Below are 25,156 nucleotides of genomic sequence, written 5' to 3'. Positions count from 1 at the left end.
TAGACTGGTAAAGCCAACTTCGCACTTTGTACGGAACCCGCCATGCGACTGACCATCCTCATCAACGGTTCCGATCCCACCGTCAGCCATGACTACGCTGTGCTATGGCTCGACACCGACGAACACCGGTGGTCGAGAGAAGCACATCAAGGGATCGATCTGCCCCCCTGGGGCGAGTTACACGACGATAACGGCGTGACGACGCTCTGTGCGCCCAGCACGGACGCGCCGCTGTGCACGCTGCGCGGATTGCACGTGGACCGCAAGCAGCGCGTGAGCGCCGCACAAGGCGCCGCGGCATGGACCGCCCTGCCGACGCGCGCGACGACCAGCGGTTTCTGGCGTCTGCAAGCAGTGGACCGCCAACAGGTCCGCGCCGAACACAGCGTGTTCGACAATTAGGTTTCAGCACTGATTTTTATCGGTCGAAATTTCCGTGCGCGAGCGGCGCTTCGCTCGCGCGTGGGTAAATTCGTACGTGCGTGCGTGCGCCCTTTCTTCGCTTGCCACTTTCGTCTCTTGCGCATTTAAGGCCGCCTTAAGTTTGCGTGCGTAAAGTTGGAAATCCACGCATTAGGGTCGCTGCAAGGCGGCCCGTTTTTTTGGTGCGGCGAGAGGTGGACGTCTCCGTGCGCGCCACGCGCCGGCATCGTTTTCATGACAGCGCTCAACGCGCGCATCCGTTTTCTCTCCGGTGTTTTCCCTGCATTTCACGTCGCGCGAGATGGGCTCGCAACGCTATACTTGCGCCCCCATCCCTCGACTGACTGACACATGAAGAAGTGGTTTGCCTGTCTGTTGTTCGCCGTTGCCGCTCACGCCAGCGCAGCGCCTTCCTGCACCCAATTCACACCGAACGCGCAATGGCCGGTTCTGAGCAATCAGAAGATGGCCCCGAAAACGCGCATGCTTTGCTATAGCGATTTCGCGGTTTTGCATTCGGGCATCACGCACGGCCCGCTGTGGTCCGCCGAGCATCTGACGCGCGACCATATCGAAGCCGCTAAAGACATGGTGCGCACCAACAAGTTCTTCGAAGACGCGCGCTTGCCGGACGGCGAAGGCGCCACACTCGCGGACTATAAGCGCAGCGGATTCGATCGCGGCCATATGAGTCCGGCGGGCAATCGCTGGAATCAGGAGGCGATGGCACAGTCGTTCTCGCTGGCCAACGTCGTGCCGCAGAACCGCGAGAACAACCAGCGTCTGTGGGCACGCATCGAGACGTCGGTGCGCAAGATCGCTGTGTCGTACGACGATACCTATGTGGTCACCGGCCCGATCTTCAACGGCCAGCAGTTGCAGACCATCGGACCGACGCGCGTGTTCGTGCCGACGCAGTTGTTCAAGGTGGTCTATGTGCCTTCGCGGAAGATGGCGTTCGCCGTTGTGGTGGACAATGTCTCGACCAACCGTTACGACATCAAGACGATTCACGAACTCGAAGCAGCATCGGGCATTCGTTTTCCGGGCATTCCGGAGAACCTCAAAGATCAGCGACCGGGAGGACTGAAAGGTGTTTAAACCCTATTCGAACGACGACGACGTGCTCAACATTCAGGGCGATGCGTTGACCGTGAGTAACGGCACCACGCGCATCGTGCTGAATGGCACGCTGGAACTGACGCAGGATCAGCGCGGATTGAAGGCGGCGCTGGCACTCAAGGAAGCGGTGGATGCGATCGTGGCCAGCTTGCAGGCGCAGAGCAATTTGCCCGCGAAGGTGAAGGATGAACCGGATGCGAAGCCGGGCGTCGTCCAGAACCCGTTTCAATGACGCGCTAACGTAGCGCAGTCATGCGGAGGCGCGAAAAACTTTTCGCCGCCTTCGCCTTTCGCACGCGGTCTCACGTTTCGCAATCACCGCTGCTCGCGCATTCGTCGTATCCGGCACCGTTCACGTGGCCGTGGGCCGCGTAGCTGAAACTGCTTCGGGATCCCCAATATGTTTCAGCGGTTACGTTTTGTCACCACAACGTCGTCAACTCCTGTCTTCCCGCCAACGTTAAACCGGCAGCGCTGAAACATTTCAGCCGCGACACAAGAATCAACCGGTTAAACCAGGAGTTAAACCATGAAGACGCTTTTCGCCGCTCTCGCTTCCGCTCTGCTCGTGTCGACCGCTTTCGCTCAAACGGCCGCACCGTCCACCACGCAATCCGCGCAGCCCACGCAAACGCAGCCCGCCGGCCAGGCGAACCTGAAGGCGAGCACCGCCGTGCAAACGGGCGCCACGGACGAAGGCACCGCGGCAACGAAAGCGCCGGCCAAAGCCGCGACCAAAGCGCAAGTGAAGAAGACTTCCGCTCATCACACGGCAAAAGCCCATAAGACCACCAAGAAGGCCGCGGCTGAAACGAGCGCCGCCAAGACCAAGACGGAGAGCGCGAAAGAGGCCAGCAATGCCCCGGTAAAAGCCGACGGCGCAAAGACCGACACGACGAAAACGCAATAACACGTGATCGGTTTCGGCACGCAGCGGCCAGGCATGTGTAGGTAATCGAAGCCGAACTGTGCCGTTCAGGGAGGGCGAGTCATATGACTCGCCTTTTTTCATGCGCGTTCCGGATCGCGTCGAGCACTTGCACGTTAAGGGAGCCGTATGATTTTTCCAACGAACACCCCAATTTTTGCACCGCGTTTACCCGCAGACGTCTAATCTGAAGCTGTCTTGATCAACCATGGCGTCGACGAACGCCGCATCACATGGCTCTCACACAATCAATCGACAGTTTCGCCACTCAGCCGCTCAACGAGCCGCACGTTCAACGCAACAACGTCATTCCCTTTCCCGCGACGCGCGTCCGCTTGCAGGTAACCCTGCCGCACCGATCGCACGAACTTCCCGGCACCCAGCTTCGCGTCCTGCTTCATTCTCCTCTCGGTGTTTATGTCGTCGCCACGGAAGCGGTCCGCCAGGAAATCCGCGTGCAACTCGACATTGCCCCCGACGACCTCGACTTCACGCTGCACACGCTGATCACGACACTTCCCGCCGCGATGATCGGGCCATTGAAGCGCCGCAGCGCGGCCGCAAAGGCGCGCTAATCATGTTCTCAGGCATCTGGTTGCCCATCGTTACGCCGCTGCGTAACGGCGAAGTCGATATCGACTCATTGCAGCGCCTCGCGGAATACTACTTGCGCACGGAGATCAGCGGCATTGTCGCGTTGAGCACGACGGGCGAAGCCGCCTTGTTACAGGAAGCCGAGCGCCTCACCGTATTGCAGGCGCTGACCGAAGTGACCGGCTCCCGTCTGCCGATGCTGATCGGCGTCGGCGGATCGAATACACGCGACGTGCTGCGCGATATTCAGCGCTATGAGCGTTGGGAGTGCGCGGGCTATCTGGTCTCCGCGCCGTCATACGTGTGTCCGGATCAGGCCGGCGTGCAGTGGCACTTCGAGCAGGCCGCGCTCGCGACCGAGCGTCCCATCGTCCTGTATGACGTGCCGCACCGAACCGGCGTGACGATCGCCCCGGATACGGTCGCGCGACTCATCGAGTGCGGCAACATCGTCGCGATCAAGGAGTGCGTGAAGGAGCACTTCGACAAGTTGAGCGCCCTGCCGATCAACGTCCTGTGCGGCACGGACGAAGCCCTGGACGATTGTCTGCATCACGGCGGAACAGGCGGCATTCTGGCCAGCGCGCACGTCTGCGCGGATCTGCTGGTCGCGTACCAGGACTTGCTCGGGGCTGAACGCGAAGTGGATGCGCGCAATCTGTTCGCCAGCTTGCTGCCAGTCTTGCGGCTCCTGTTCGCCGCGCCGAATCCGTCCGCTATCAAAGCGATGCTGGCCTTCGATCATTCGCTCAGCGACGAAACACGTATGCCGATCTCGCGTGCTTCGGCGCAACTCGTCGAGCGTCTGAGCACCGCGCGCGACAGGTTGCAGGATTTGCGTGCCGAGTTTGCCGGCGTGATGAACTAGCGAATCCTGTTCAATCTCTCCTCACTGCGCCGCGAATGAGTACTTCATTCGCGGCGCAAGCTTGCGTCGAAACGCTGCATATTCAGCGCGACACGGTGCGCATAGCCGTGCCCGCCGCCGCTGTAGCGAAGCAAAGCGGCATCGAGATCGCCGCCGCTCTCGTCGAGATAGCGGCGCAGAATGGTCGAGCCGATTCGCACATTGATTGCCGGATCGGACAGATCGGTTGCGCCCACGATCAATTGCGGATGCGCGGCGGGCAGGATTTGCATGAGCCCTCGCGCGCCCACGACGCTAACCGCGTGGCGATCGAAGCTCGATTCGACCGCCATCACCGCAAGCAGCAAGACCGGCGAGATGGCGTGGCGATCGGATTCGATCAGCACGGCGCGCGCGATCTTCAGCGATTCCATCGGCGCCACGCGAAATTGCGCGCGCAGCACGGCGGTGATATCGCTGAGAGCCGGCAAGCTGGTTTCTGAAGTCGTCTCGCTCGCGACGATGGGTGCTTGTGCGACCGGCTGAGCGTCATCGGCATGCGCGGCGGTGGCGCATGAGACGAAGATCGCTGCAAGCATGATCGTCAAGCCGGATGCCGGATAGCGGCCGGCTTTTCGTTGTACTGGAACACCATCCAGAACGCTATTTCCATGCATATTTTCGCTTCCTGACCGGGGTGTCTCGACCTTACCGGGCTGGATGTAGCGAATCGCAAAAGAAACAGGGGCGCGCCGTAAAATGCTTATAAAAATTTCAGCGCCGTGTAGTGGATTGGCGCGGCCGTATACATCTCTTTTGCGCCGGGCGATGCGTTATTGAGCTGTTCGATATGGCAGGAATGTCAGACTTCGATGATCGATCATCGGAAAGTCACCATGTCCAGTCTGAACACCCACCAGCACGCCGCCGTATCGCTAGATGACACCAGCGACACGCCCCAGCGCGCATCGCTTGCCGGGCGGAAAACGGCTCGTCAGCGCACGCTTGCGTTGACCGTCGCGAGCAGCGCCGTCGCGGCCATCGCCATTGCGTTGGGCTTGCCGTCGATGGGCATTGCGGTCTATCTGGCCGCCACGCTGCCGTTTGCATTCTTCTCGTGAGCAAGGCAAAGGGTAAAAAGCAAAAGCACAGCAATCAACCCGCAGCGGGAGTCAACTCCGCCAACGCGCCAAGTTTCCGCACATCGGTGATTTCGATTTCCGCATAGCCGAGCTTCAGCGCGCCTTGTGTTTCGAACTGCTTCAGCACCTGATTGATCGTTTGCCGGGATAGCGCCAGCATCATCGCGAGATCTTCTTGCGGGACTTTCAGCACGCGCCGCAATGCGCCGGGCTCGCCGTAGCCGCCTGCCATCAATAACAGGCGGCGCGCCACGCGCTGCGCGGCGGGCAGCAACGCGGCTTCTTCGATCGCGTCGAAAGCAAGACGCAGCTTTTGCGTCAACAGCAAACCGAACAGATGCCAATAAGCGGGCGTGCGTTCGAGCAGCGCGGCGAGTGCGGCGCGCGGCACATGAAACAGCTTGGAATCGCGTTCGGCATACGCGTCGTGGGTTCGCGGCCGGTTGTCGAACAGCGCGATCTCGCCGAACCAGTTCACCGGCTCGATGACGGCAAGCAACGCCTCCTTGCCTGCCGAACTGGCCGCGCCGATTCTCACCAGGCCGTCAAGCACGCAATAGAGGCCGTCGTCGGAATCGCCGCGCGTGAAGAGCCGCTGACCGGCGGCGAGACGTTCGACGCGCCCCGCTTCGGTCAACTGCGCCTGCATGGCAGCAGGCGCCGAGCGAAACCACGCACTGCGCCCAAGCAACGCGGCAAGCTCATTCGATGGAAAACTCGCAGTCATAGAACCGCACTCCCGCCCGATTGTCGGCTACCCGATGGTTTCAAATTCCGCTGCCCGCGATTATGCTGACTTTGAAGGAGGAGCGGCATCCATGAGAACGCTGACGCAACAGCTTACGCAATACGCGGCCTACCATCGGGACCGGCGCAATATCGCCACGCACTTCATCGGCATTCCGATGATCGTGCTGGCGTTGGCGGTGTTGTTGAGCCGGCCGGCTTTCGCTGTCGGCGCGTGGCCGCTGACGCTATCGCCGGCGTGGGTGTTATTCGTCGCGGCAACGCTGTATTACCTCGTGCTCGACGTGCCGCTTGGCGTGATGATGGCGTTCGTGTCCGCACTCTGCGTCGCGTTCGGCCACTGGACAGCCACGCAATCCACGTTGATGTGGCTCGTGATCGGCGTCGGGCTCTTTCTGGTCGGCTGGGTGTTTCAGTTCATCGGACACGTTGCCTACGAACATCGCAAGCCCGCTTTTGTCGACGATGTGATCGGCCTGCTGATCGGACCGCTATTCGTGCTAGCCGAAGCGTTGTTCGGCTTCGGCTGGCGTCCCGCGCTGCGCGAAGCCATCGAAGCGCAAGTCGGTCCCACGCGGATCAATGCGGACAGTACAGCGGCACATCGCTGAAGCGCGCCGCCGGATTCATCGGCTGCATGCTCGATGCGGATCAACCCAAGTCAGTTCGGCGCGAAACGAACGAGGCGCACGCTATGCAATGTCGTCAATGCGACCGCGATCCAGATGGGGACGTAGGTCGCCAACTGCGCGGCGCTCAGCGTTTCGCCGAGCAGCGTGATCGAGATCAGCACCAGCAGCACCGGCTCGACATAGCCGAGAATGCCGAACAACGCGACCGGCAACAACCGGCTCGCCTTGAGATAGGAAGCCAGCGCAATGGTGCTCAGTGCGCCGAGGCCTGGCAGCAATAGACACCACATGTCCAGACGGCCGGAGATCATCGCCAGCGAGCCGCCGCCGATCACGAACACGATTGCCGGCGGCAGCAGCAGCCCCATCTCCACGGTAAACATAGCGAGCGAGTCGTGATTGATTTTGCGGCGCAACACGAAATATGGCGGATAACCAAGCACGACCAGCAAGGTCGGCCACGAAAACGCGCCCGTGATCCACAGTTCGTGTGCGACGCCCGTGGCCGCGCACGCAACGGCCAACCACTGCAAACCGTCGAGACGCTCGTGGTAGTAGAAGCGCCCGACGAGCACCATCGCCAGCGGCAGCAGGAAATAGCCGAGGGAAACGTCGAGCATCCGGCCATGCAGCGGCGCCCACAGAAACACCCACAGTTGCGCGCCGAGCAAGGCCGCGCTCACGATCATCGCCGCGCCGAGCTTCGGCTCGGTCACCATGCGGTAAAGAAGTTGCCGGAGAATCGGCAGGCGCTTTCGCAACGCCACTAGCAGCAGCGCGCCCGGCACAGTCCAGACGATGCGCCACGCGAAGATATCGAGGCCGCTCAGCGGCGCGAGCAGCGTGGCGTAAGCGGACAGTAAAGCAAACATCGCCGATGCGCAGACCGACAACGCGATCCCGCGCTTTGGGTCATACTGGTTCATCGAGCGCCCCGTTGGGCAGCCGCTGCGACGTGCAAGACAGGCACGTGTGCGGGCCGATATGTTTGTAGCGCAGCATTCAATCGCGCGGCGTTCGTTGTTGTCATTGGAAGTGAGGTCTCACAAGCGGGCAGTGCGTATCCGGCACTGCGTTTTTTTGTCTTCGATGCGTGACGCAAAGGCGGCATTCTAGACGGGTTATCCGTTCGCGGATTCGCGTAAGTTTCGCGCGGTTTCGTCGGCAACCTGAAATTATTCCGTGCGCATCGCGCGTCGATGGACTAGAACATAACTTCACGTGCGGCCAACAACGCCGGGCTTTTCGTCGGCAACGTCGCACATCATCTCGCGCCGAGCGGCTCAAGCGCGAATCTTGCTACTTAGTCTTGCGACGCTGTTTGCATCACCGTTCGCAACGCCCTGCAGGAAGTCCCCTTCGGGGACAGCATGTGCAGCATCCATGAGCCGGGCCGGCGATGGCAGTCCTACGGACCGAGCCCGCCCTTCTTCTCCGCGGCACGCATCAACTGCATTTCATCACGCGCGCCGCCGCCCGGCAGCAATCCCGCTCATCGAATGTGACTACTGGAGCCAGCATGACCCAGCCAGCCCTATCGCACGACGCATCGCCCGACCTACGCTCCGCCTTTGCCGCCGACGTTCGCGCAGGCCTCACCCATACGCCGCAGAAAGAGCTGCCGTCGAAGTATCTGTATGACGAAGTGGGCTCCGCGCTGTTCGAAGTGATCACCGTGTTGCCGGAATACGGCGTGACGCGCGCCGAGGAACGCCTGCTTACCAGGCACGCCGCGGATATCGTCGCGCATCTGCCGCACGACGTGACCGTCGCCGAACTCGGCAGCGGCAGCGGCCGTAAAACACGGCGCATTCTGGAAGCGCTGTGTAAAAAGCGCCCCACTTCTTACTGCCCAATTGAAATTTCGCGCAGTGCGTTGCAGTTGTGCAGGCGCGAACTCGGCGACATCGAGCGCATTTCGATCGTTGGTTATGAACGCGATTACCTGGCTGGTCTCGCTGAAGTGAGCAAGCAGCGCGCGGCAGACGAGCGGTTACTCGTACTGTTCCTTGGCAGTACGATCGGTAATTTCGGCAGACTCGCGGCGACACGTTTCCTGCGCGATATCCGCAACATGCTCGCTCCCGGCGACGCATTGCTGCTCGGCACGGACCTGATCAAGCCGACGCCGGTGTTGGTGGCCGCTTACGACGACTCGATCGGCGTGACCGCGTCGTTCAATCTGAACCTGCTCGCGCGCATCAATCGCGAACTCGACGGCGACTTTCCGCTCGAGGCGTTCGAACACGTCGCGCGCTTCAATCCGGACGCGCGCAGCATCGAAATGCATCTGCGGGCGAAGCGCGATATCACCGCGCGCGTGGGCGCGGCGCAATTGACGGTGTCGCTGAAGGCGGGCGAAACGATCTGGACCGAGAGCAGCCACAAATATCGCGCGGAAGAAATGCCCGCGATCGCGGACGACGCCGGCTTCGTGTGCAGCCATCAATGGATCGAAGACGAATGGGGCTTTGCGGAGAGTCTGCTGGTGGCACGATGAGCGCGCTCGGCCGCTGACTGAAGCACGGCCACGCAAACACGGCAAGGCGGCGCGTCATCGCGCAAGATGGCGCGCCGCCTTTTGTTTTTGCCTGTTTTGCGTGCAGCCGCTCAGTGCTGTTCGAAACGTTCGTAGCGCTTTTCGGTGGCGCGCTCTTCGCCGGTCACCTCGGTCACGCGCGCCGCTGGCGGCCCGTGACGCAGCCACGACAGCATGCGGTCGACCTGGTTGGCCGAGCCTTGCAACATGGCTTCGACGGAACCGTCGTCGAGATTCGCCACCCATCCCTTGATACCGAGCGCGTGCGCCTGCCGCACGGTCGCGTGGCGAAAGCCGACGCCCTGCACGGTGCCGCGCACGCGCACGTAATACGTTTCGATCCGCTGATCCAGATCCGGGGCCATGCCGTCATCTCCTTGTCGATCAGAGTTAGCGCTTTAGCGCTTACTCTGGTCCCATGCAACGCAAAATCTTTCAAGCCGGCATTCTAGTCGCGTCGCGGCGAGCTTGCTCGGCAAAGCGTGCGTTCAACCGCGTCTCCTGGAAACCACCCACACGACACACGGCGCGCGCGCCACGTACAATCCGTCGACTGTCATGCGGGGAATGGAAACAGAATGACCGAACAGAATCGCGATCTCGTGCTCGTGACCGGTGCCTCCGGCTTCGTCGGCTCGTCGGTGGCGCGCATCGCGCAACAGAAGGGTTTCAAGGTGCGCGTGCTGGTGCGCGCCACCAGTCCGCGTCAGAACGTCGAGTCGCTGGACGCGGAAATTGTGATCGGCGATATGCGCGACGAAGCGTCGATGCGCAACGCACTGCGCGGTGTGCGCTATCTGCTGCACGTGGCCGCCGACTATCGGCTGTGGGCGCCGGACCCGAGCGAGATCGAGCGCTCGAACCTCGAAGGCACCGAGGCGACCATGCGCGCGGCGCTGAAGGAAGGCGTGGAGCGCATCGTCTACACGAGCAGCGTGGCCACGCTGAAAGTGACCAGTTCCGGCCAGTCCGCCGACGAAACCTCGCCGCTCAAAGCCGACCAGGCGATCGGCGTGTACAAGCGCAGCAAGGTGCTGGCCGAGCGCGCGGTGGAGCGGATGATCGCCGAAGACGGCCTGCCTGCGGTGATCGTCAATCCGTCCACGCCTATCGGTCCGCGCGACGTCAAGCCGACGCCGACCGGACGCATCATCGTGGAAGCGGCGCTCGGCAAGATTCCGGCATTCGTCGACACGGGCCTGAATCTCGTGCACGTTGACGACGTCGCGGCCGGCCATTTCCTCGCGCTCGAACGCGGCAAGATCGGCGAGCGCTATATTCTCGGCGGCGAAAATCTGCCGCTTCAACAGATGCTCGCGGATATCGCGGCACTGACCGGCCGCAAGGCGCCGACGCTGAGCTTGCCGCGCTGGCCGCTCTATCCGCTGGCCATGGGCGCTGAAGCAGTTGCCAAGATCACGAAACGCGAACCGTTCGTCACCGTCGACGGCTTGAAAATGTCGAAGAACAAGATGTATTTCACGTCGGCGAAAGCGGAGCGCGAACTCGGCTATCGCGCGCGGCCCTATCGCGAGGGCTTGAGCGACGCGCTCGACTGGTTCCGGCAAGCGAGCTATTTGAAGCCCTGAAGCAACGCTAGTCACGCGGCCCGTGCCAAGCAGTCTGGTGCGGCCGCAAGCATTTTGTTACAACGTCACTGTGTTAGCGAAAGGTAAAAGCCTACGCGCAGCAGGTAAAATCGTGGGTCTTACCAGAGAAACCTCGCATGAATCTTCACGAACAGCTCGGCGCACTGGAAATGGGCGTCGATCAGCTCATTCAGGCTGTCGTGGCCCCGCAGGCCGAAAACATCCCCGAGACACCCGCAGAGAACGCCGCGCCGCAAGCGTCGGCGGATCAGGTCGCGGCCGAATCCAATGCGGCTGAGACCGAGGCGGCCGTCGTCGAAGACGAGGCGGCGGCTCCGAAGCTTCAGCCTACGCTCGAAATCAATCGTCCCGCGCAGAACGAGATCACCATGACGATCGGCGGCCAGACCGTCGCGCTGCGCGCGGAGCAGATCGGCCAATTGATCGAAGAGCTGTCGAACGCCCGCGCGTCGATGACGCCGGAACCGCCGCCGGGCATTCCACCGGGCTGGCGCTTCGTGTCCACGAAGAATCCGGTCATGGCCGTACAGAAACAGTCGAATGGCGACCGTTTGCTGGTCATGCGCCACACGGGCCATGGCTGGGTACCGTTCACGTTCTCGCCCGACATGGTGATCCAGCTCTACATGATGCTCACCAAATAAAAAAGCGGCGCCCAAGAGCGCCGCTTTTCTATTTCACTGCGATTACTGGCCGCTGCTTCAGCGTTCCTGCACCGGCGCCTGAACCCGCGCCTTCCACTGTCCGCCCTTGCCGCGCCAATAGCGCACCGCCGACGCAAACGTCGCGCCAACATAGAACAACGCGACCAGCGGCAGAAACGGCGCCCACAACGGCGAGCGGCGGTAATAGCTGAGCATCGGCGCATAAGCGCAGCACATGGCCGCCCACGCAAGCCACGCCGGCCAGCCCGTCGGACCGAGCACCAGAGCGGCCACCGGCGGCATCAGGTAAATGATCGCCATGCCGGCCAGCGTGCCCGCCAGCAGCAGCGGCGAGTAGTGCAACTGCGTGAATGCCGTGCGCGCGATCATGTTCCAGATCTCACGCCAGCTATCGTACGGACGCAGCGACACGCTGCGCGCCGCCACATCCAGCCGGATCGGATGACGCCCCGTGCCGCGATGCTTGATGCGCGCGGCGAGGCTGCAGTCGTCGATCAGCTCGGCGCGGATCGACTCGATACCGCCCGCTTCTTCCAACGCGCTACGACGCACCAGCATGCAACCGCCAGCGGCCGCCGCCGTGCGATTGCGCGGGTTGTTGACCCACGAGAACGGGTACAGCTTGGCAAAGAAGAACACGAAGGCCGGAATCAGCGCCTTTTCCCAGAACGAATCGCAGCGCAGACGCACCATCAGCGAGACGAGATCGCGCTGTTCCGCCTCCGCACGCGCGACGAGTTGCGCGACCGCGTCGGTGGGATGGCCGATGTCGGCGTCGGTCAGCAGAAGGAAGTCCGTGGACAAGCCGAGCGTGCGCACGGCCTCGATACCTTGCGACTGCGCCCACACCTTGCCGGACCAGCCGGGCGGCAGCGGCTTCGCACTCAGCACGGTCAGACGGTCCGGACATTGCAACTGCAACGCGGCGGCGCGAGCGGCGGCGGCGGTGCCGTCGGTGCTGTGGTCGTCGACGACGATCACGTGGAATTCGCCCTCGTAGTCCTGCTGAAGCAGCGTGGTGACCGCCTCGGCGATCACATCGACTTCATTGCGGGCCGGCACCACGGCGGCCACCGCCGGCCACGTTGCGCGCGGCTCGATGGTCAGCGGCGCGACAGGACGCGCGCGCCAGAAACCGCCGCGCGCGAACAGCAACACGCACCAGATCAGCAAGGAGAGACACGAAAGAAGAAACAGAACCACCGCCATTAAGCATTACCCTCGATTGAACGCGCTTGCACGCCGACGCGCCGCGACAGCCACATCACCACGGTGCGGGCCGCGACGACGCACCAGTCAAACGTATTGAGCACCGGCCGCTCGTGAAACACGTCATAGCCCGCCTTCTCGATCCGTTCGAGGAAGCGCAGGCCGCCGTGAACGGCGCCGCACAACTCGATGCCGAGCCGCCCTGGAATACGCAACGCGAGCGGCGCGCCACGCACCAGTGTCTCGCGGACGAACGCCACCTCGTGCGCCATGAGCGCCCGCCAGTCTTCATCGGCGACACCGTGGGCGATGTGCGCCTCGGTCACGTTGAAGCGCCGCATATCGGCGAGCGGCAGGTACACGCGGTCCTTTTTCCAATCGGCGGAGACGTCCAGCCAGAAGCTGATCAACTGGGACGCCGTGCAGATCGCGTCGGCGTCGGCGAGATTCTCCGGCGTGGCCGCGCCGATCAGATGCAACATCAGATGCCCGAGCGGGTTGGCCGAGTGGCGGCAATAGTCGAGCAGCGCGGCGCGGTCGGCGTAACGACTCGTGTCGATGTCCTGGCCGCACGCGTGGAGCAGATCGTAGAACGGCGCGAGCGGCAGTTTATACTGTGCGACCACGCCGGCGAGCTTGCCGAACAGGAGCGGATGGACCGGCGCCGCGCGGCGCTCCGCTACCGCGTCGAGGCCGGCACGGAAGTCGGCGAGACGGGCGTGCCGCTCGGTTGCGCTCCAATCGCCTTCGTCGGCAATGTCGCCCGCCGTGCGGACAACCTGATAGATAATGCCGATAGGCGCACGCAGCGCCTTTGGCAGCAACATGCTCGCGACCGGAAAATTTTCGTATTGATCGACGTCCATCCAGCGAGCCTCGAAACCCTTTTGTAATGCGGGCGCCACCGCGCCGCGGGACTACGTAGTTTAAGGGTTCCGTCAAACCGCTGCAGCGTGTAATGATTGCCACATCACGTTGCCGCGATCGCCTGCTTGCGGCGCCGGGCATCGATCCGCTGCTGCGGCGTCTGCCCAACACCCGCCGGGCGCCGCCAAAGCAAAGCCGGCCTGATAGCGTTAGAATGCGCGTTTGGTTTTGCTGTACCGGCACGTCGCCGGGGCTCAAGACGTCAACTAAATTAGATGATCGCGGCGATAAAGTCATATTTACCGACTTCTTCGAAACCCGCGTCAGTCGGAGTTCGCCAACTTATGCGAGTCATCCTTGCTCAACCCCGCGGCTTTTGTGCGGGTGTTGTTCGTGCAATCGAGATCGTCGATCGCGCGTTACAGCAACACGGCGCACCCGTGTATGTCCGCCACGAGATTGTTCACAATCGCCACGTGGTCGACAACCTGCGCCAGAAAGGCGCGCGCTTCGTCGAGGAACTCGATGAAGTGCCGCAAGGCGCCGTAGCGATTTTCAGCGCGCATGGTGTCGCTCAGACCGTCGAGCGCGACGCGCAAGCGCGGGGTCTCGACGTGCTCGACGCGACCTGCCCGCTGGTCACCAAAGTGCACGTGCAGGGCCGCCAGTACGTCGGCGCCGGCCGCACGCTGATTCTGATCGGCCACGCGGGGCATCCGGAAGTGGAAGGCACGATCGGCCAGATTCCAGGCAAGGTGCTGCTGGTGCAGAGCGAGGCCGAGGTCGCGCATCTGGACCTGCCGCTCGACACGCCGCTCGCTTATGTCACGCAGACCACGCTGTCGGTGGACGACACGCGTGGCATTATCGACGCGCTGATGCGCCGCTTCACCGACATCGTCGGTCCGGATACGCGCGACATCTGCTATGCCACGCAAAACCGCCAGGCGGCGGTGCGCGAGTTGAGCAAACAGGTCGACGTGCTGCTGGTGGTGGGCGCAACCAATAGTTCGAACTCGAACCGGCTGCGCGAGATCGGCAGCGAAAGCGGCGTGGCGAGTTATCTCGTCGCCGACGGTTCGGAAGTGAAGCCGGAATGGTTTGCGAACGTGCAAACGGTCGGCATCACAGCCGGCGCTTCGGCGCCGGAAGAGATGGTCAAGAACGTAATCGATGCGCTGAGCGCATTGGGGCCTGTCGATGTCACGACGATGGCGGGCCGTGAAGAAAAGGTCGAATTCAAGTTGCCATCGAAGCTGATGCAACCACTCGCTGCACGCGAAGTTTAAGGAGGACGTCTTGTCTATTCCGCTGCTACAGAAAGTCCGGGTCGGCGCATACATCATGCGTCAGCATATGTCCGGGAACAAACGCTACCCGCTCGCCTTGATGCTGGAGCCGCTGTTCCGCTGCAATCTCGCCTGCAATGGCTGCGGCAAGATCGACTATCCGGATCCCATCCTGAATCAGCGTCTGTCGCTGGAAGAATGCCTCGGCGCCGTGGACGAATGCGGCGCGCCGGTGGTGTCGATCGCAGGCGGCGAGCCGTTGCTGCACAAGGAAATGCCGCAGATCGTGAAGGGCATCATCGCGCGCAAGAAGTTCGTGTACCTGTGCACGAACGCGCTGCTGATGGAAAAGAAGATGGACGACTACGAGCCGAATCCTTACTTCGTCTGGTCGGTTCACCTGGACGGCGATCAGCAGGCGCACGATCACTCGGTGTCGCAGGAAGGCGTGTACGACAAGGCTGTCGCCGCCATCAAGGAAGCGAAGCGCCGCGGTTTCCGCGTGAACATCAACTGCACGCTGTTCAACGACGCCGTGCCGGAACGCGTCGCCGCGTTCTTCGACACGCTGGGCCCGATGGGCGTGGACGGCATCACCGTCTCGCCGGGTTATGCGTACGAGCGCGCGCCGGATCAGCAGCACTTCCTGAACCGCGACAAGACCAAGCAACTGTTCCGCGAGATTTTCAAGCGCGGCAACAATGGCAAGAACTGGTCGTTCAGCCAGTCGGGCATGTTCCTCGACTTCCTGGCCGGCAATCAGACGTACGAATGCACGCCGTGGGGCAACCCGGCGCGTACCGTGTTCGGCTGGCAAAAGCCGTGCTATCTGGTCGGCGAAGGTTACGTGAAGACCTTCAAGGAACTGATGGAAACCACGCAGTGGGAAAAATACGGCACGGGTAACTACGAGAAGTGCGCCGACTGCATGGTGCACTGCGGCTTCGAAGCGACCGCCGTGATGGATACGGTGGCGCATCCGCTGAAGGCCCTGAAGGTCAGCTTGCGTGGTCCGAAGACGTCGGGCGCGTTCACCAAGGATATCCCCTTGGACAAGCAACGTCCCGCCGAATACGTCTTCTCCCGCCACGTCGAGATCAAGCTGGAAGAGATCAAGGTGTCGGGCAAGGGCAAGAAAGTGCAGACGGCGACGGCAGCACACTAAGCGGTATAGGGGCGGTTTCGCACCGCCCCTTGTGGTGAATACAAAAAAGCGCGGTGGCCATCGAGCCACCGCGCTTTTTTTATGTCTCAGGTGTCATGCCTCACGAGACGAGGCCATCAACCGTTACCCCGCGCCGCGCGCATTGTGAGCGGTCAAAAACTTGATCAACCCGTCGATGCCGCCTTTGGAAATCTGATCGGCGAATTGCGTCTGATACACCTGGATCAGCCAGGCGCCCATCATGTTGATGTCGTAAACCTTCCAGCCGGCGGCACCTTTGGTCATGCGATAGTCGATCGCATCATCGCCGCCATTGCTCAGCACGTGCGACTGCACGACAACGTCTTTGGCGCCGGCCGGAACGTTGACCGGCAAGAACTTGAACTTCACGTCCTGGTCACGCAGTTGCGACAGCGAGGCCGCATAAGTGCGCGTGAGCAGCAGCGTAAACTGCTCGTACAGTTGCTTTTGCTGGTCGGGTGTCGCGGTAGCCCAGGCCTTGCCGACCGCGATCCGCGTGGTGCGCTGAAAGTCGGTGGCCGGCAGGAAGCGCGACTCCACAAGTTGGGTGATCTTCGCCATGTCGCCGCCGCGCGCCTGCGGGTCAGCCTTCATCGCGGCCACCGTGCCCTCGACAGCACTTTTTACCACCGCGTCGGGCGCGCTTTGCGCATATGCCGCGGTGGACACCACGGCCGCAGCCAGAAAAGCAGACAGATAACGTTTCATACGCTCGACAGAACCTGAAAGAAGTAAGCGCCGCCGGGCTTGCAAGCACGCGGCGACAGCAGGATAGACCAGTATACCGAGATTGCGTTCCCGCCCCGAAGAGCGTCGGCGGGAGCCGCACTTGCTACCGAACCGGAGACTGAGCGCTCCGGCTCTGTATACTTGTGCACTTTCGTCAAAAACAACAACCGTGATAAGGCCACGTTCGCCTACATGCTGAAGTCATCTATTGTCCGTCTCGTCGCCTATTCAGTGCGTCATCCGATGAGGATCGTCGCGCTGTCGCTCGTGCTCGCCGTCTTGAGCGGTTTCTACGTTGCCTATAACTTCAAGATCAACACGGACATCAGCCGTCTCGTCGAGACCGACAAGCAATGGTCGTCGCTCGAAAATGCCATGGACCAGGCTTTTCCGGATCGCGGTCAAACCGTGCTGGTGGTCGTCGAAGCGCGCGCGCCGGAATTCGCCGACGCCGCCGCGCAAGCCCTGACCACGGCACTCAAGGCCGATCCGAAGGAGTTCGTAGCGGTTTCGCAGCCGGCCGGCGGTCCGTTCTTCGAACACAACGGCCTGCTGTTCCCGTCGGCCGACGAAGTCATGTCGACCACCTCGCAGCTCGTCCAGTCGCGGCCGCTCGTCAACGCCCTCGCGCACGATCCGAGCTTGACCGGTCTTGCCGGCACGCTGACCACGAGTCTGTTGCTGCCACTTCAACTCGGCCAGGTGAAGCTCGGCGACATGAGCCATCTGCTGTCGCAAAGCGCGACCACGCTCGACCGCGTGCTGGCCGGCCAGCCGGCGGCGTTCTCGTGGCGTGCGTTGGTCGACAAGAGCGCGGCCGCCGAGCCGGCGCGCGCCTTCGTCATCGTGCAGCCGGTCGTGAACTACGACGCGCTGGAGCCGGGCGCGACGGCCTCGAAGTCGATCCGCGACACCGCCGCCGCGCTGCACCTCGACTCGCGCTACGGCGCCACCGTCCGTCTGACAGGCGAACAGCCACTCGCGGACGAAGAGTTCGCGTCGGTCAAGGACGGCGCGGTGCTCAACGGCATCGGCACCTTCATCGTCGTGCTGATCATTTTGTGGCTGGCCCTGCGCTCGGGCCGCATGATCGCCGCCGTGTTCATCACGCTGTTCGTCGGGCTCGCGATCACCGCGGCGCTCGGCCTGATGCTGGTGGGTGCGCTCAACATGATTTCGGTCGCCTTCATGGTGCTGTTCGTCGGGCTCGGGGTCGATTTCGGCGTGCAGTTCGGCGTCAAGTATCGTGAGGAGCGCAATCGCGACAACCGTCTTTCCGCGGCCCTCATGCATACGTCGCACAGCATCGGCGTGCCGCTCACGCTCGCCGCGGTCGCGGTCGCGCTGAGCTTCTTCTCGTTCCTGCCGACGGCTTACCGCGGCGTGTCCGAGTTGGGCGAGATCGCGGGCGTCGGCATGTTCGTCGCGTACCTCACCAACATGACGCTGCTGCCGGCCCTGCTGAAGATCTTCAGGCCGCCCGGCGAAGCCGGTTCGCCTGGCTTCAAGCAACTCGCACCCGTCGACGATTTCCTCGATCATCATCGCAAGCCGGTGCTGATCTGCACGCTCATCGTCGTGATCGGCGCCACGCCGTTGCTCACACATTTGCGCTTCGACTTCAACCCGCTTCATCTGAAGGATCCGCACACGGAGTCGATGGCGACGCTGTTGTCGCTGAAGGATTCGCCGGAAGCGGCGGTCAACAACGTGCACGTGCTGGCACCGTCGCTCGCCGACGCCGACCGCATGGCCGCGCGTCTGCGCGCGTTGCCGGAAGTAGGCCGCGTCAACACGCTCGACACCTTCGTTCCCGCCGACCAGCAGCAAAAGCTGATGCTGATCGCGAGCGCCGCGCAGCAGCTACTGCCCGCGTTGCAGCAACAGCCCGCGCAACAGGCGACGGATGCGGTGCGCGTCGCCGCGCTCAAGCGCGCGTCGAACCAGCTCTCGCTCGCCGCCGACGATCACCCGGGCCCGGGCGCCGCCGAAGCCAAGCATCTGTCCGCCACATTGCAGAAGTTAGCCGCCGCCGATGCCGCCACGCGCGATCGCGCCGAAACCGCGATGTCGGACACGCTGCGCATTGCGCTGAAGCAGTTGGCCAACCTCTTGCAACCCACCGAGATCACCCGCGAGAATCTGCCCAAGGAAATCTCCAAGGGCTGGGTCTCGAAAGACGGCCGCGCCCTCGTCGACATTTCGCCGAAGGTGAAACCCGGCACCGATCCGAACGACGACGTCATGCTCGCGCACTTCGCGCACGCGGTGAAGAAGGCGGAGCCGGGCGCGATCGGCGGGCCGATTTCGATCCTGCATTCGGCCGACACCATCATCAAGGCGTTCCTGCAGGCCGCCGGCTACGCGCTCGTGTCGATTGCGATCCTGCTGTGGATCGCGCTGCGGCGCATCGGCGACATGCTGCGCACGCTGGTTCCGCTGCTAGTGTCGGCGCTCGTGACGCTCGAGTTGTGCGTGGTATTCGGCATGCCGCTGAACTTTGCGAATATCATCGCTTTGCCGCTGATGCTCGGCGTCGGCGTAGCGTTCAAGATCTACTTCGTGATGGCGTGGCGCCACGGTCAGACTGGCCTCCTGCAGTCGAGCCTGACGCACGCTGTGCTGTTCAGCGCGGCGACCACGGCGACGGCGTTCGGCAGCCTCTGGCTGTCGCACCATCCGGGGACGTCCAGCATGGGGCGCTTGCTGGCGCTCTCGCTGTTCTGCACACTGATCGGCGCAGTGGTGTTTCAACCCGTGTTGATGGGCAAGCCGCGCTCACGTCGCGCGAAGCAAAAAGGAATATAAGCATGAAGCTGCGTAACAGCGCGCTGGCACTCGTCGCCGTCGGTTTGATTTCCGGCTGCGCCACCGGCCCCGACCGCAAACCCGGCGACCCGTTCGAACCGGTGAACCGGGCCGTGTTCAATTTCAACGACGGGTTGGACCGCTACGTCGCCGTTCCGGTGGCGAAGGGTTACCAGAAGGTGACGCCGCAACCGTTGCGCACCGCCGTGAGCAACTTCTTCTCGAATCTGGGCGATCTGACCAACGCCGCGAATGCGCTGCTGCAGTTGAAGATCACCGACGCAACCGAGGACTTCGTCCGTTTCGCGTTCAATTCGACCTTCGGTCTGGGCGGCCTGCTCGATTGGGCGACGCCGGCCGGGCTGCCCAAGCACCATCAGGATTTCGGCCTGACGCTGGGTCACTGGGGCATTCCGTCGGGCCCGTACCTCGTCCTGCCGCTGTTCGGCCCGAGCACGGTGCGTGACAGCATGGGTCTTATCGTCGACGTGAAGTTCAACCCGCTGAACTACATGGAGCCGGCGGTGCGCAATCCGCTGTACGTGCTGCAGTTCGTGAGCGTGCGCTCCGACCTGCTTGGCGCGTCGGATCTGCTGCAACAGGCCGCGCTGGACAAGTACTCGTTCGTGCGCGACGCCTATACGCAGCAACGCCGTGCGCGTCTGCGCGGCACCGGCGACAACGCCGCGCCGCTGCCGAACTATGACGATCAGGGTGATTCCGGCGCCTCGTCGGCGCCCGCAGCGGGCGCGCCGGCGGCAGGCGCTCTGCCGAACTACGCGGACCCGGGCGACGCCGCGGAAGCGCCGAATGCGGCCTCGGGCGCCCCCACTGGCGCGCCAGCAGGCGTGCCCAACTACACCGATCCGGGGGAAACGCCCGCGAGCGGCGCAGCGGGCTCGACGCCGGCCGCGCCGGCTACGGCACCCGACGGCGCTTCAGGCACTGCCACACCGGCGCCGCCCGCACCGACGCCTTCCGCAGCGCCAGCCGACAGCACACAGCCGGCCTCAGCACCGGTGACGCAATAAGTATTGAGATTCAGACAGGGCGCCCAGAACGGGCGCCCGGTAAAGCCGAGCTAGACGCTGGCCAAGACAGGACGAACTGCAACTTCGGCGTGCAACGCGCCGCAGCCTGGGTTAGAGCCAATCAACCGGCTCAATGCAGGCTATCCACCTCAGCGCGCGACGCACCCCGCTCTTCTTCAACCGCAACCGCGCCTTGCGGCACCGGCCGCGCATCGTCGCGATAGCGGGCAAACGCCTCATCCGCGTAACGAATCCGCGTGCGCCCGTGAGGCGCCGGCTCGCCGTGCTCGTCGAGATTGACGAACACCATCTTATCGACGGTCAGGATGCTTTTACGCGTGATCTTGTTACGCACTTCACAGCGCAGCGTGATCGAGGTGCGGCCGAAATGCGTCGCGGTCATGCCAAGTTCGATGATGTCGCCCTGCCGTGCCGAGCTGACGAAATTGATCTCGGACATGAACTTGGTCACGACCCGCTGATTGTCCATCTGGCAGATGGCATAGATCGCGGCTTCTTCATCGATCCAGCGCAGAAGGCTGCCGCCGAACAGCGTGCCGTTGGGGTTCAGATCTTCGGGCTTGACCCACTTTCTGGTGTGAAAATTCATTTGGTACTCCGTGTTCGAGGCGCCTGGGCCGTGCGCCTGGTGGCACGACCTAGGGTTAACACTGGCATTGTACCAAATATAAGGGTTTTCCCTAGTATTTCAATAACTGCTGAATAAAAGGGAAAGATCGCTGTTGCGCGCGCTTCAGGCGAAGGCCATACGCAATGCCCCGGCCTCGCCCATCGCGCGCCGTGCTTGGACCAGTGAGAGGCGCGCGGCCCGGGCGTCGACGGCAACCTGGATCAGCGCGCCGAGTTGCGACGGCTGCCGTATCAATTCCCGCAGAATCGGCCCAAGCGCCGTGCTACCGTCGTCGCGCAGGCCGGCGGTCGCCGCGGAAGGCAGCGTGCGCCACGCCGGATCGACGATCGCGCGGCACACGGCAAACGGAACCCCATGCGCGGCGGCCTTCGCGCCGGCAATGTGCGATTCCATATCCACCGCCAAAGCGCCGTTCGAGCGATGCAGCACGTCCTTGTCGCCCGCCGTCACCAGAGGCGCGGTGACTGCCGCCATGAGACCGCGCCGCAAACGCGCGGAGAGCGGCCCGGCCGCCAGCGCGGCCGCGAGCCTGTCGGACCATGGCCGATCGGTCTGGAGGCGCCCAAATGGCCCCTCGACGGCGTCCGCGACGATTAGCGAGCCCGGCTCCAGGTCCGGCGCCAAACCGCCCGCCGTGCCGAAACTGATGATGCCCGAACAGCCACGCGCGACCGCCGCGCTCAACGCGCGCTCCAGCAGGTCGGCGCGCGCCGCGTAGACGACCTCGACGCCTTCGCCACGGGCGATGCGCGCCTCGAACGCCATGCCCGTCACCACGATCACCGGCAAGGGACTGCGGCCGTCACCGGCGGACGGCGTGGGGGAAAGCGGCATCCGTTATATCCCGACCGCGACGCGCGTGAGGCCGTTGCGCTTCAGATGACGGAAGCGCGCCAGCGCCCACAGCGGGAAGAACTTGCGATAGCCGTGATAACGCAGATAGAACACGCGCGGGAAGCCGGTTGCGGTGAAACGCGTTTCGTCCCACAGGCCGTGCTCGCGCTGTTCACGCTGCAGATACGCGACGCCGCGCGCGACCGCTTCGTGATTGACCTCGCCGGCCGCCATCAGGCCCATCAGAGCCCACGCGGTTTGCGAAGCCGTGCTCGGCGCGCGCTCGTAGCCGTGGTAGTCGAGCTTGTAGCTCTCGCCGCCCTCGCCCCAGCCGCCGTCTTCGTTCTGGATCGACAGGAGCCACTGCGCGGCGCGCTTCATACGCGGGTCGTCGTGCGGCATGCCGGCTGCGTTCAGCGAACACAGCGCGGTCCACGTGCCGTAGATGTAGTTCAGGCCCCAGCGGCCGTACCAGCTGCCGTCCGATTCCTGCTCCTTCAGCATGTACGCGAACGCGCGTTGCGCCGGCTCGCTGTTCTGCGGCAGTTCGCCGAGTTGCGCGAGCATTGACAGACAGCGGCCCGAGACGTCGGCGGTCGGCGGATCGAGCAAGGCGCCGTGATCGGAGAACGGAATGTTGTTCAGGTAGTACTGCGTGTTTTCCGGCTCGAACGCGCCCCAGCCGCCATCGCTGCTCTGCATGCCGACCACCCACTCGCGCGCTCGCGCAATCGCTTCGCGATCGACGTCGGATTGCGTCACCGCCGCCGAGCGCTGCATTGCCATGACGACCACCGCCGTATCGTCGACGTCCGGGTAGTGCGCGTTGTTGTACTGGAACGCCCAACCGCCCGGCCGCACATTCGGACGGCGCGAAATCCAGTCGCCGCGCACGTCCAGAATCTGCAGCGGACGCAGCCACGCGAGCCCGCGTTCGGCGGCCTGTTCGGCATGCGCCTCGCCGGTTTCGAGCAGCGCGTGCGCCGCGAGCGAGGTGTCCCAAACCGGCGACAGACACGGCTGGCAATACGCTTCGTCATCCTTGATAACGAGCAGCTTGTCGATCGACTGACGAGCAATCGCGCGATTCGGATGATCGGCCGGATAGCCGAGCACGTCGTACATCATCACCGAGTTCGCCATCGCTGGGAAAATCGCGCCGAGGCCGTCTTCGCCATTGAGCCGTTCATCGACGAAAGCCACCGCCTCGCGCACCGCGCGCTCGCGCGTGGCCTTCGGGAACAGGCCGTCGACGGCGCGCAGCAGCACGTCCACGCCACTGAAAAACCGGAACCAGCCGGCATGCTGGTGCGGCGCCCGATCGCGCGGGCCGGTGTTGACCGGCGCGCCGCGGAACAGCTCGTCGATCCGCACGCGGCGCGGGTTGCGCGCCACCGGCCGCTTCGCATTGAGCACGAGCAGCGGCACGATCACGGTACGCGCCCAGTACGACACTTTCGACAGATGGAACGGGAACCACATCGGCAACAGCATGATCTCGACGGGCATCATCGGCACCGCGCGCCACGAGACCACGCCGAACAGCGCAAGCAGAATCCGCGTGAAGACGTTCACGGTTTCGGCACCGCCGTTGGCGAGAATCGCCTCGCGCGCGCGGACCATGTGCTCGGCGTCGGCCGGGTCGCCGATCATCTTCAGTGCGAAATACGCCTTCACGCTGGCGCTGATGTCGAGCGCGCCGTCGGTGAACAGCGGCCAGCCGCCGTCGGGCAACTGGATGCGGCGCAGATAGCGCGCGATCTTCTGTTCCAGCTCCACGTTCGGCGTTTCGCCGAGATAGTGGACCAGCAGCACGTATTCGGCGGGAATCGTCGCGTCGGCTTCGAGTTCGTACACCCAGTGGCCGTCCGCCTTCTGAGCGGCGAGAATTGCATCGGTCGCGCGCGTGATCGCGGCGTCGAGCGACGCTGCGGGCGCCTCGGCCACGACAGCGGGCGCGGGCGCATTCGGCGCTGCGTCGGCGAAATCGGGCAGGACGGCGTCCAGCGGCTGGGCTTGAGATAAATCGTTCATCGGCGTTCCATCGGTTCATTCAGCAACGTATCCGCGGCCTTCTGGCCGGAGCGGATCGCGCCTTCAATCGTCGCGGGCAGGCCGGTAGCCGTCCAGTCGCCCGCGAGCATCAAGTTATTCCAGCGAGTGCGCGTGCCGGGCCGCCGCGTTTCCTGATCCGGCAGCGCGGCGAAGGTCGCGCGTTTTTCCACGACGACTTGCCAGGCCGGCATCGGCGCGACCGGCAAACTGGCCGCCTGAGCCACTTCGGCCCAGACGGTGGCCGCAAGTGCTTCATGCGGCGTGTCGAGCAACCGCTCGGCGCCGTTCACGGTCACCGACAAGCGGCCTTCGAAGGCGAACAGCCACTCGGCCGTGCCGTTGAGCAGCCCGGTAACCTGGGGCAAGCCAAACGGCGGCTCAACCGCGAAATGCACGTTGACGGTCGCCGCGAAGCGCGTCGGTGCGCGCAAACCTTGCACGAGCGTTTGCGCGATTTCCGGCGGCACCGCGAGGATCACGGCCTGGTTCGCGTCGAGCGTGACGCTTTCGTCGGAGAAATGCAGCGCTTGCACGCGGCGGTTGTCGGCGGCGAAGACGATTCCGTCCAGGCGCGAGCCTAGCCGGATCGCCGCGCCGCCATGTTGCAGCAGCCGCAGCGCCGGATCGACGAACGCGCTGCCGAGGCCGTTGCGCGCCACCAGTGGCCGGCACGCAAGCCCGCCGGCGAGCAGGGCCTCGCGCACCATGGCGCCCGTCAGTTCCGCCGATGCTTCGCGTGGATCGACGTTCAGCATCGCGTGAAACAGCGGCCGCAGCAGGCGGTCCCACAACGGTCCGTTGCAGCGCATGGTCTGTGCGACGCTGCGCCCGGGTTTGGCGAACAGCAGCGGCGCGAGCGCCAGGTAGTCTCCCGGCCCGGTGTTCGGCACGCGCGCGTTCGGGTCGAAGACCCACCACGGCAAGTGCCCCGGCGACAGGCGCACGGTCCAGCGCGCCCGCGTGGCCAGATCCACGAATGGATACTCGGGTTGGGCCGGGCCGACCAATTCGTCGGCGGCGCCGATCGCTCGCGTGTAATTCAGCGTCGCGGCATTGCCCGACACCACCATGTGATTGCCGGTGTCGAGCGTCGCGCCCAGCTTGGCGTCGTAGTACGAACGGCAACGCCCGCCCGCCTGGGCAGCCGCTTCATGCAGCACGACGTGCGCGCCGCGCCGCTGCAACTGCACCGCGGCGGCCAGGCCGGCAAGGCCTGCGCCGACCACGTGTACGAGCTTTTGCATCAG

26 protein-coding genes are annotated in these 25,156 nt (G+C 63.6%); 15 read left to right on the top strand and 11 right to left on the bottom strand.

Annotated elements, in window-relative coordinates; all coding sequences use genetic code 11:
• Positions 1–42 precede the first annotated feature (42 nt).
• The 6 genes from PQR42_RS40655 to PQR42_RS40630 all read left to right on the top strand — a co-directional run bounded on the left by PQR42_RS40655 (position 43) and on the right by PQR42_RS40630 (position 3,935).
• Positions 43–402, top strand: coding sequence for a DUF3564 domain-containing protein (locus PQR42_RS40655; protein WP_408213711.1), 360 nt, complete (start codon positions 43–45; stop codon positions 400–402).
• 372 nt (positions 403–774) lie between these two features.
• Complete coding sequence (locus PQR42_RS40650) at positions 775–1,524, top strand: DNA/RNA non-specific endonuclease (RefSeq protein WP_408213708.1); 750 nt, start codon at positions 775–777, stop codon at positions 1,522–1,524.
• The gene (locus PQR42_RS40645; RefSeq protein ID WP_408246399.1) at positions 1,517–1,777 is read left to right on the top strand and encodes a hypothetical protein; all 261 of its coding nucleotides are present in this window, start codon (positions 1,517–1,519) and stop codon (positions 1,775–1,777) included. Before PQR42_RS40650 ends, PQR42_RS40645 begins: the two co-directional genes overlap by 8 nt.
• 297 nt (positions 1,778–2,074) lie before the next feature.
• Positions 2,075–2,455, top strand: a complete 381-nt coding sequence (locus tag PQR42_RS40640) for a hypothetical protein (protein WP_408389169.1) — start codon at positions 2,075–2,077, stop codon at positions 2,453–2,455.
• 251 nt (positions 2,456–2,706) lie between these two features.
• Entirely contained in the window at positions 2,707–3,048 is a 342-nt protein-coding gene (locus PQR42_RS40635) for a hypothetical protein (RefSeq protein WP_408213701.1), read from the top strand.
• Positions 3,049–3,050: 2 nt separating this feature from the next.
• A complete protein-coding gene (locus tag PQR42_RS40630; RefSeq protein WP_408213699.1) occupies positions 3,051–3,935 on the top strand; it encodes a 4-hydroxy-tetrahydrodipicolinate synthase family protein in 885 nt (294 codons plus the stop codon).
• A 44-nt stretch (positions 3,936–3,979) separates the two neighbouring features.
• On the opposite strand, the gene PQR42_RS40625 is transcribed toward PQR42_RS40630, so the two are convergent.
• Positions 3,980–4,591 carry a lytic transglycosylase domain-containing protein gene (locus PQR42_RS40625; protein WP_408495389.1) on the bottom strand — a complete coding sequence of 204 codons (612 nt, stop codon included), beginning with the start codon at positions 4,589–4,591 and terminating at the stop codon, positions 3,980–3,982.
• 219 nt (positions 4,592–4,810) lie between these two features.
• On the opposite strand from PQR42_RS40625, the gene PQR42_RS40620 reads away from it, so the two are divergent.
• Positions 4,811–5,035, top strand: a complete 225-nt coding sequence (locus PQR42_RS40620) for a hypothetical protein (protein ID WP_408213694.1) — start codon at positions 4,811–4,813, stop codon at positions 5,033–5,035.
• Positions 5,036–5,069: 34 nt separating this feature from the next.
• Here the strand turns inward: PQR42_RS40620 and PQR42_RS40615 are convergent, their stop codons facing one another.
• A complete protein-coding gene (locus PQR42_RS40615; RefSeq protein WP_408389173.1) occupies positions 5,070–5,783 on the bottom strand; it encodes a Crp/Fnr family transcriptional regulator in 714 nt (237 codons plus the stop codon).
• Between the two features lie 91 nt (positions 5,784–5,874).
• On the opposite strand from PQR42_RS40615, the gene PQR42_RS40610 reads away from it, so the two are divergent.
• The gene (locus tag PQR42_RS40610) at positions 5,875–6,414 is read left to right on the top strand and encodes an Mpo1 family 2-hydroxy fatty acid dioxygenase (RefSeq protein WP_408389175.1); all 540 of its coding nucleotides are present in this window, start codon (positions 5,875–5,877) and stop codon (positions 6,412–6,414) included.
• Between the two features lie 50 nt (positions 6,415–6,464).
• On the opposite strand, the gene rarD is transcribed toward PQR42_RS40610, so the two are convergent.
• Positions 6,465–7,361, bottom strand: a complete 897-nt coding sequence (gene rarD, locus PQR42_RS40605) for an EamA family transporter RarD (protein WP_408389177.1) — start codon at positions 7,359–7,361, stop codon at positions 6,465–6,467.
• Between the two features lie 593 nt (positions 7,362–7,954).
• Here rarD and egtD point away from each other — a divergent pair.
• Positions 7,955–8,935: an L-histidine N(alpha)-methyltransferase gene (gene egtD, locus PQR42_RS40600; protein WP_132383341.1), complete on the top strand. Its 981-nt coding sequence runs from the start codon at positions 7,955–7,957 to the stop codon at positions 8,933–8,935.
• A 110-nt stretch (positions 8,936–9,045) separates the two neighbouring features.
• Here the strand turns inward: egtD and PQR42_RS40595 are convergent, their stop codons facing one another.
• Positions 9,046–9,339, bottom strand: a complete 294-nt coding sequence (locus PQR42_RS40595) for an acylphosphatase (RefSeq protein WP_063500556.1) — start codon at positions 9,337–9,339, stop codon at positions 9,046–9,048.
• A 213-nt stretch (positions 9,340–9,552) separates the two neighbouring features.
• Between PQR42_RS40595 and hpnA the strand changes: the two genes are divergently transcribed.
• Both hpnA and PQR42_RS40585 read left to right on the top strand, forming a co-directional pair.
• Complete coding sequence (gene hpnA, locus PQR42_RS40590; RefSeq protein ID WP_408389179.1) at positions 9,553–10,563, top strand: hopanoid-associated sugar epimerase; 1,011 nt, start codon at positions 9,553–9,555, stop codon at positions 10,561–10,563.
• A 137-nt stretch (positions 10,564–10,700) separates the two neighbouring features.
• Positions 10,701–11,228, top strand: coding sequence for a hypothetical protein (locus PQR42_RS40585; protein ID WP_408389181.1), 528 nt, complete (start codon positions 10,701–10,703; stop codon positions 11,226–11,228).
• 57 nt (positions 11,229–11,285) lie between these two features.
• On the opposite strand, the gene PQR42_RS40580 is transcribed toward PQR42_RS40585, so the two are convergent.
• Both PQR42_RS40580 and hpnC read right to left on the bottom strand, forming a co-directional pair.
• Entirely contained in the window at positions 11,286–12,458 is a 1,173-nt protein-coding gene (locus tag PQR42_RS40580) for a glycosyltransferase (RefSeq protein WP_408389183.1), read from the bottom strand.
• Positions 12,458–13,324 (bottom strand): squalene synthase HpnC, encoded by an 867-nt coding sequence (gene hpnC, locus PQR42_RS40575; RefSeq protein ID WP_408213673.1) that lies wholly within the window; start codon positions 13,322–13,324, stop codon positions 12,458–12,460. Before hpnC ends, PQR42_RS40580 begins: the two co-directional genes overlap by 1 nt.
• 345 nt (positions 13,325–13,669) lie before the next feature.
• On the opposite strand from hpnC, the gene ispH reads away from it, so the two are divergent.
• Both ispH and hpnH read left to right on the top strand, forming a co-directional pair.
• Entirely contained in the window at positions 13,670–14,614 is a 945-nt protein-coding gene (gene ispH, locus PQR42_RS40570) for a 4-hydroxy-3-methylbut-2-enyl diphosphate reductase (RefSeq protein ID WP_408389185.1), read from the top strand.
• Positions 14,615–14,624: 10 nt separating this feature from the next.
• Positions 14,625–15,779, top strand: a complete 1,155-nt coding sequence (gene hpnH / locus PQR42_RS40565) for an adenosyl-hopene transferase HpnH (RefSeq protein WP_408213667.1) — start codon at positions 14,625–14,627, stop codon at positions 15,777–15,779.
• 123 nt (positions 15,780–15,902) lie between these two features.
• On the opposite strand, the gene PQR42_RS40560 is transcribed toward hpnH, so the two are convergent.
• On the bottom strand, positions 15,903–16,508 hold the full coding sequence (locus PQR42_RS40560; RefSeq protein ID WP_408213664.1) for an MlaC/ttg2D family ABC transporter substrate-binding protein: 606 nt from the start codon (positions 16,506–16,508) through the stop codon (positions 15,903–15,905).
• Positions 16,509–16,721: 213 nt separating this feature from the next.
• On the opposite strand from PQR42_RS40560, the gene hpnN reads away from it, so the two are divergent.
• On the top strand, positions 16,722–19,337 hold the full coding sequence (hpnN, locus tag PQR42_RS40555; RefSeq protein WP_408389187.1) for a hopanoid transporter HpnN: 2,616 nt from the start codon (positions 16,722–16,724) through the stop codon (positions 19,335–19,337).
• A gap of 2 nt (positions 19,338–19,339) precedes the next feature.
• Positions 19,340–20,368 carry an MlaA family lipoprotein gene (locus PQR42_RS40550; RefSeq protein WP_408389189.1) on the top strand — a complete coding sequence of 343 codons (1,029 nt, stop codon included), beginning with the start codon at positions 19,340–19,342 and terminating at the stop codon, positions 20,366–20,368.
• 130 nt (positions 20,369–20,498) lie between these two features.
• Here the strand turns inward: PQR42_RS40550 and PQR42_RS40545 are convergent, their stop codons facing one another.
• The 4 genes from PQR42_RS40545 to hpnE form a co-directional block, all read right to left on the bottom strand.
• Positions 20,499–20,978: an acyl-CoA thioesterase gene (locus PQR42_RS40545; RefSeq protein ID WP_408389191.1), complete on the bottom strand. Its 480-nt coding sequence runs from the start codon at positions 20,976–20,978 to the stop codon at positions 20,499–20,501.
• 144 nt (positions 20,979–21,122) lie between these two features.
• Entirely contained in the window at positions 21,123–21,854 is a 732-nt protein-coding gene (locus tag PQR42_RS40540) for a phosphorylase (protein ID WP_408389193.1), read from the bottom strand.
• Between the two features lie 3 nt (positions 21,855–21,857).
• A complete protein-coding gene (gene shc, locus PQR42_RS40535; RefSeq protein ID WP_408389195.1) occupies positions 21,858–23,888 on the bottom strand; it encodes a squalene--hopene cyclase in 2,031 nt (676 codons plus the stop codon).
• Entirely contained in the window at positions 23,885–25,153 is a 1,269-nt protein-coding gene (gene hpnE / locus PQR42_RS40530; RefSeq protein ID WP_408389197.1) for a hydroxysqualene dehydroxylase HpnE, read from the bottom strand. Before hpnE ends, shc begins: the two co-directional genes overlap by 4 nt.
• Between the last annotated feature and the right edge of the window lie 3 nt (positions 25,154–25,156).

The organism is Paraburkholderia sediminicola (assembly GCF_046027355.1).
Classification (GTDB): Bacteria; Pseudomonadota; Gammaproteobacteria; order Burkholderiales; family Burkholderiaceae; genus Paraburkholderia; species Paraburkholderia sediminicola_B.
Note: the sequence above shows the minus strand (reverse complement) of the source record. Positions and strands in the feature narration are given on the sequence as shown.

Bases quoted from the DNA above. Each gene is read 5' to 3' on its own strand.
- PQR42_RS40655 (WP_408213711.1), top strand. From the start codon at position 43: ATGCGACTGACCATCCTCATCAACGGTTCCGATCCCACCGTCAGCCAT.
- PQR42_RS40650 (WP_408213708.1), top strand. From the start codon at position 775: ATGAAGAAGTGGTTTGCCTGTCTGTTGTTCGCCGTTGCCGCTCACGCC.
- PQR42_RS40640 (WP_408389169.1), top strand. From the start codon at position 2,075: ATGAAGACGCTTTTCGCCGCTCTCGCTTCCGCTCTGCTCGTGTCGACC.
- PQR42_RS40635 (WP_408213701.1), top strand. From the start codon at position 2,707: ATGGCTCTCACACAATCAATCGACAGTTTCGCCACTCAGCCGCTCAAC.
- PQR42_RS40630 (WP_408213699.1), top strand. From the start codon at position 3,051: ATGTTCTCAGGCATCTGGTTGCCCATCGTTACGCCGCTGCGTAACGGC.
- PQR42_RS40625 (WP_408495389.1), bottom strand. From the start codon at position 4,591: ATGCATGGAAATAGCGTTCTGGATGGTGTTCCAGTACAACGAAAAGCC.
- PQR42_RS40620 (WP_408213694.1), top strand. From the start codon at position 4,811: ATGTCCAGTCTGAACACCCACCAGCACGCCGCCGTATCGCTAGATGAC.
- PQR42_RS40615 (WP_408389173.1), bottom strand. From the start codon at position 5,783: ATGACTGCGAGTTTTCCATCGAATGAGCTTGCCGCGTTGCTTGGGCGC.
- PQR42_RS40610 (WP_408389175.1), top strand. From the start codon at position 5,875: ATGAGAACGCTGACGCAACAGCTTACGCAATACGCGGCCTACCATCGG.
- rarD (WP_408389177.1), bottom strand. From the start codon at position 7,361: ATGAACCAGTATGACCCAAAGCGCGGGATCGCGTTGTCGGTCTGCGCA.
- egtD (WP_132383341.1), top strand. From the start codon at position 7,955: ATGACCCAGCCAGCCCTATCGCACGACGCATCGCCCGACCTACGCTCC.
- PQR42_RS40595 (WP_063500556.1), bottom strand. From the start codon at position 9,339: ATGGCCCCGGATCTGGATCAGCGGATCGAAACGTATTACGTGCGCGTG.
- hpnA (WP_408389179.1), top strand. From the start codon at position 9,553: ATGACCGAACAGAATCGCGATCTCGTGCTCGTGACCGGTGCCTCCGGC.
- PQR42_RS40585 (WP_408389181.1), top strand. From the start codon at position 10,701: ATGAATCTTCACGAACAGCTCGGCGCACTGGAAATGGGCGTCGATCAG.
- PQR42_RS40580 (WP_408389183.1), bottom strand. From the start codon at position 12,458: ATGGCGGTGGTTCTGTTTCTTCTTTCGTGTCTCTCCTTGCTGATCTGG.
- hpnC (WP_408213673.1), bottom strand. From the start codon at position 13,324: ATGGACGTCGATCAATACGAAAATTTTCCGGTCGCGAGCATGTTGCTG.
- ispH (WP_408389185.1), top strand. From the start codon at position 13,670: ATGCGAGTCATCCTTGCTCAACCCCGCGGCTTTTGTGCGGGTGTTGTT.
- PQR42_RS40560 (WP_408213664.1), bottom strand. From the start codon at position 16,508: ATGAAACGTTATCTGTCTGCTTTTCTGGCTGCGGCCGTGGTGTCCACC.
- hpnN (WP_408389187.1), top strand. From the start codon at position 16,722: ATGCTGAAGTCATCTATTGTCCGTCTCGTCGCCTATTCAGTGCGTCAT.
- PQR42_RS40550 (WP_408389189.1), top strand. From the start codon at position 19,340: ATGAAGCTGCGTAACAGCGCGCTGGCACTCGTCGCCGTCGGTTTGATT.
- PQR42_RS40545 (WP_408389191.1), bottom strand. From the start codon at position 20,978: ATGAATTTTCACACCAGAAAGTGGGTCAAGCCCGAAGATCTGAACCCC.
- PQR42_RS40540 (WP_408389193.1), bottom strand. From the start codon at position 21,854: ATGCCGCTTTCCCCCACGCCGTCCGCCGGTGACGGCCGCAGTCCCTTG.
- shc (WP_408389195.1), bottom strand. From the start codon at position 23,888: ATGAACGATTTATCTCAAGCCCAGCCGCTGGACGCCGTCCTGCCCGAT.
- hpnE (WP_408389197.1), bottom strand. From the start codon at position 25,153: ATGCAAAAGCTCGTACACGTGGTCGGCGCAGGCCTTGCCGGCCTGGCC.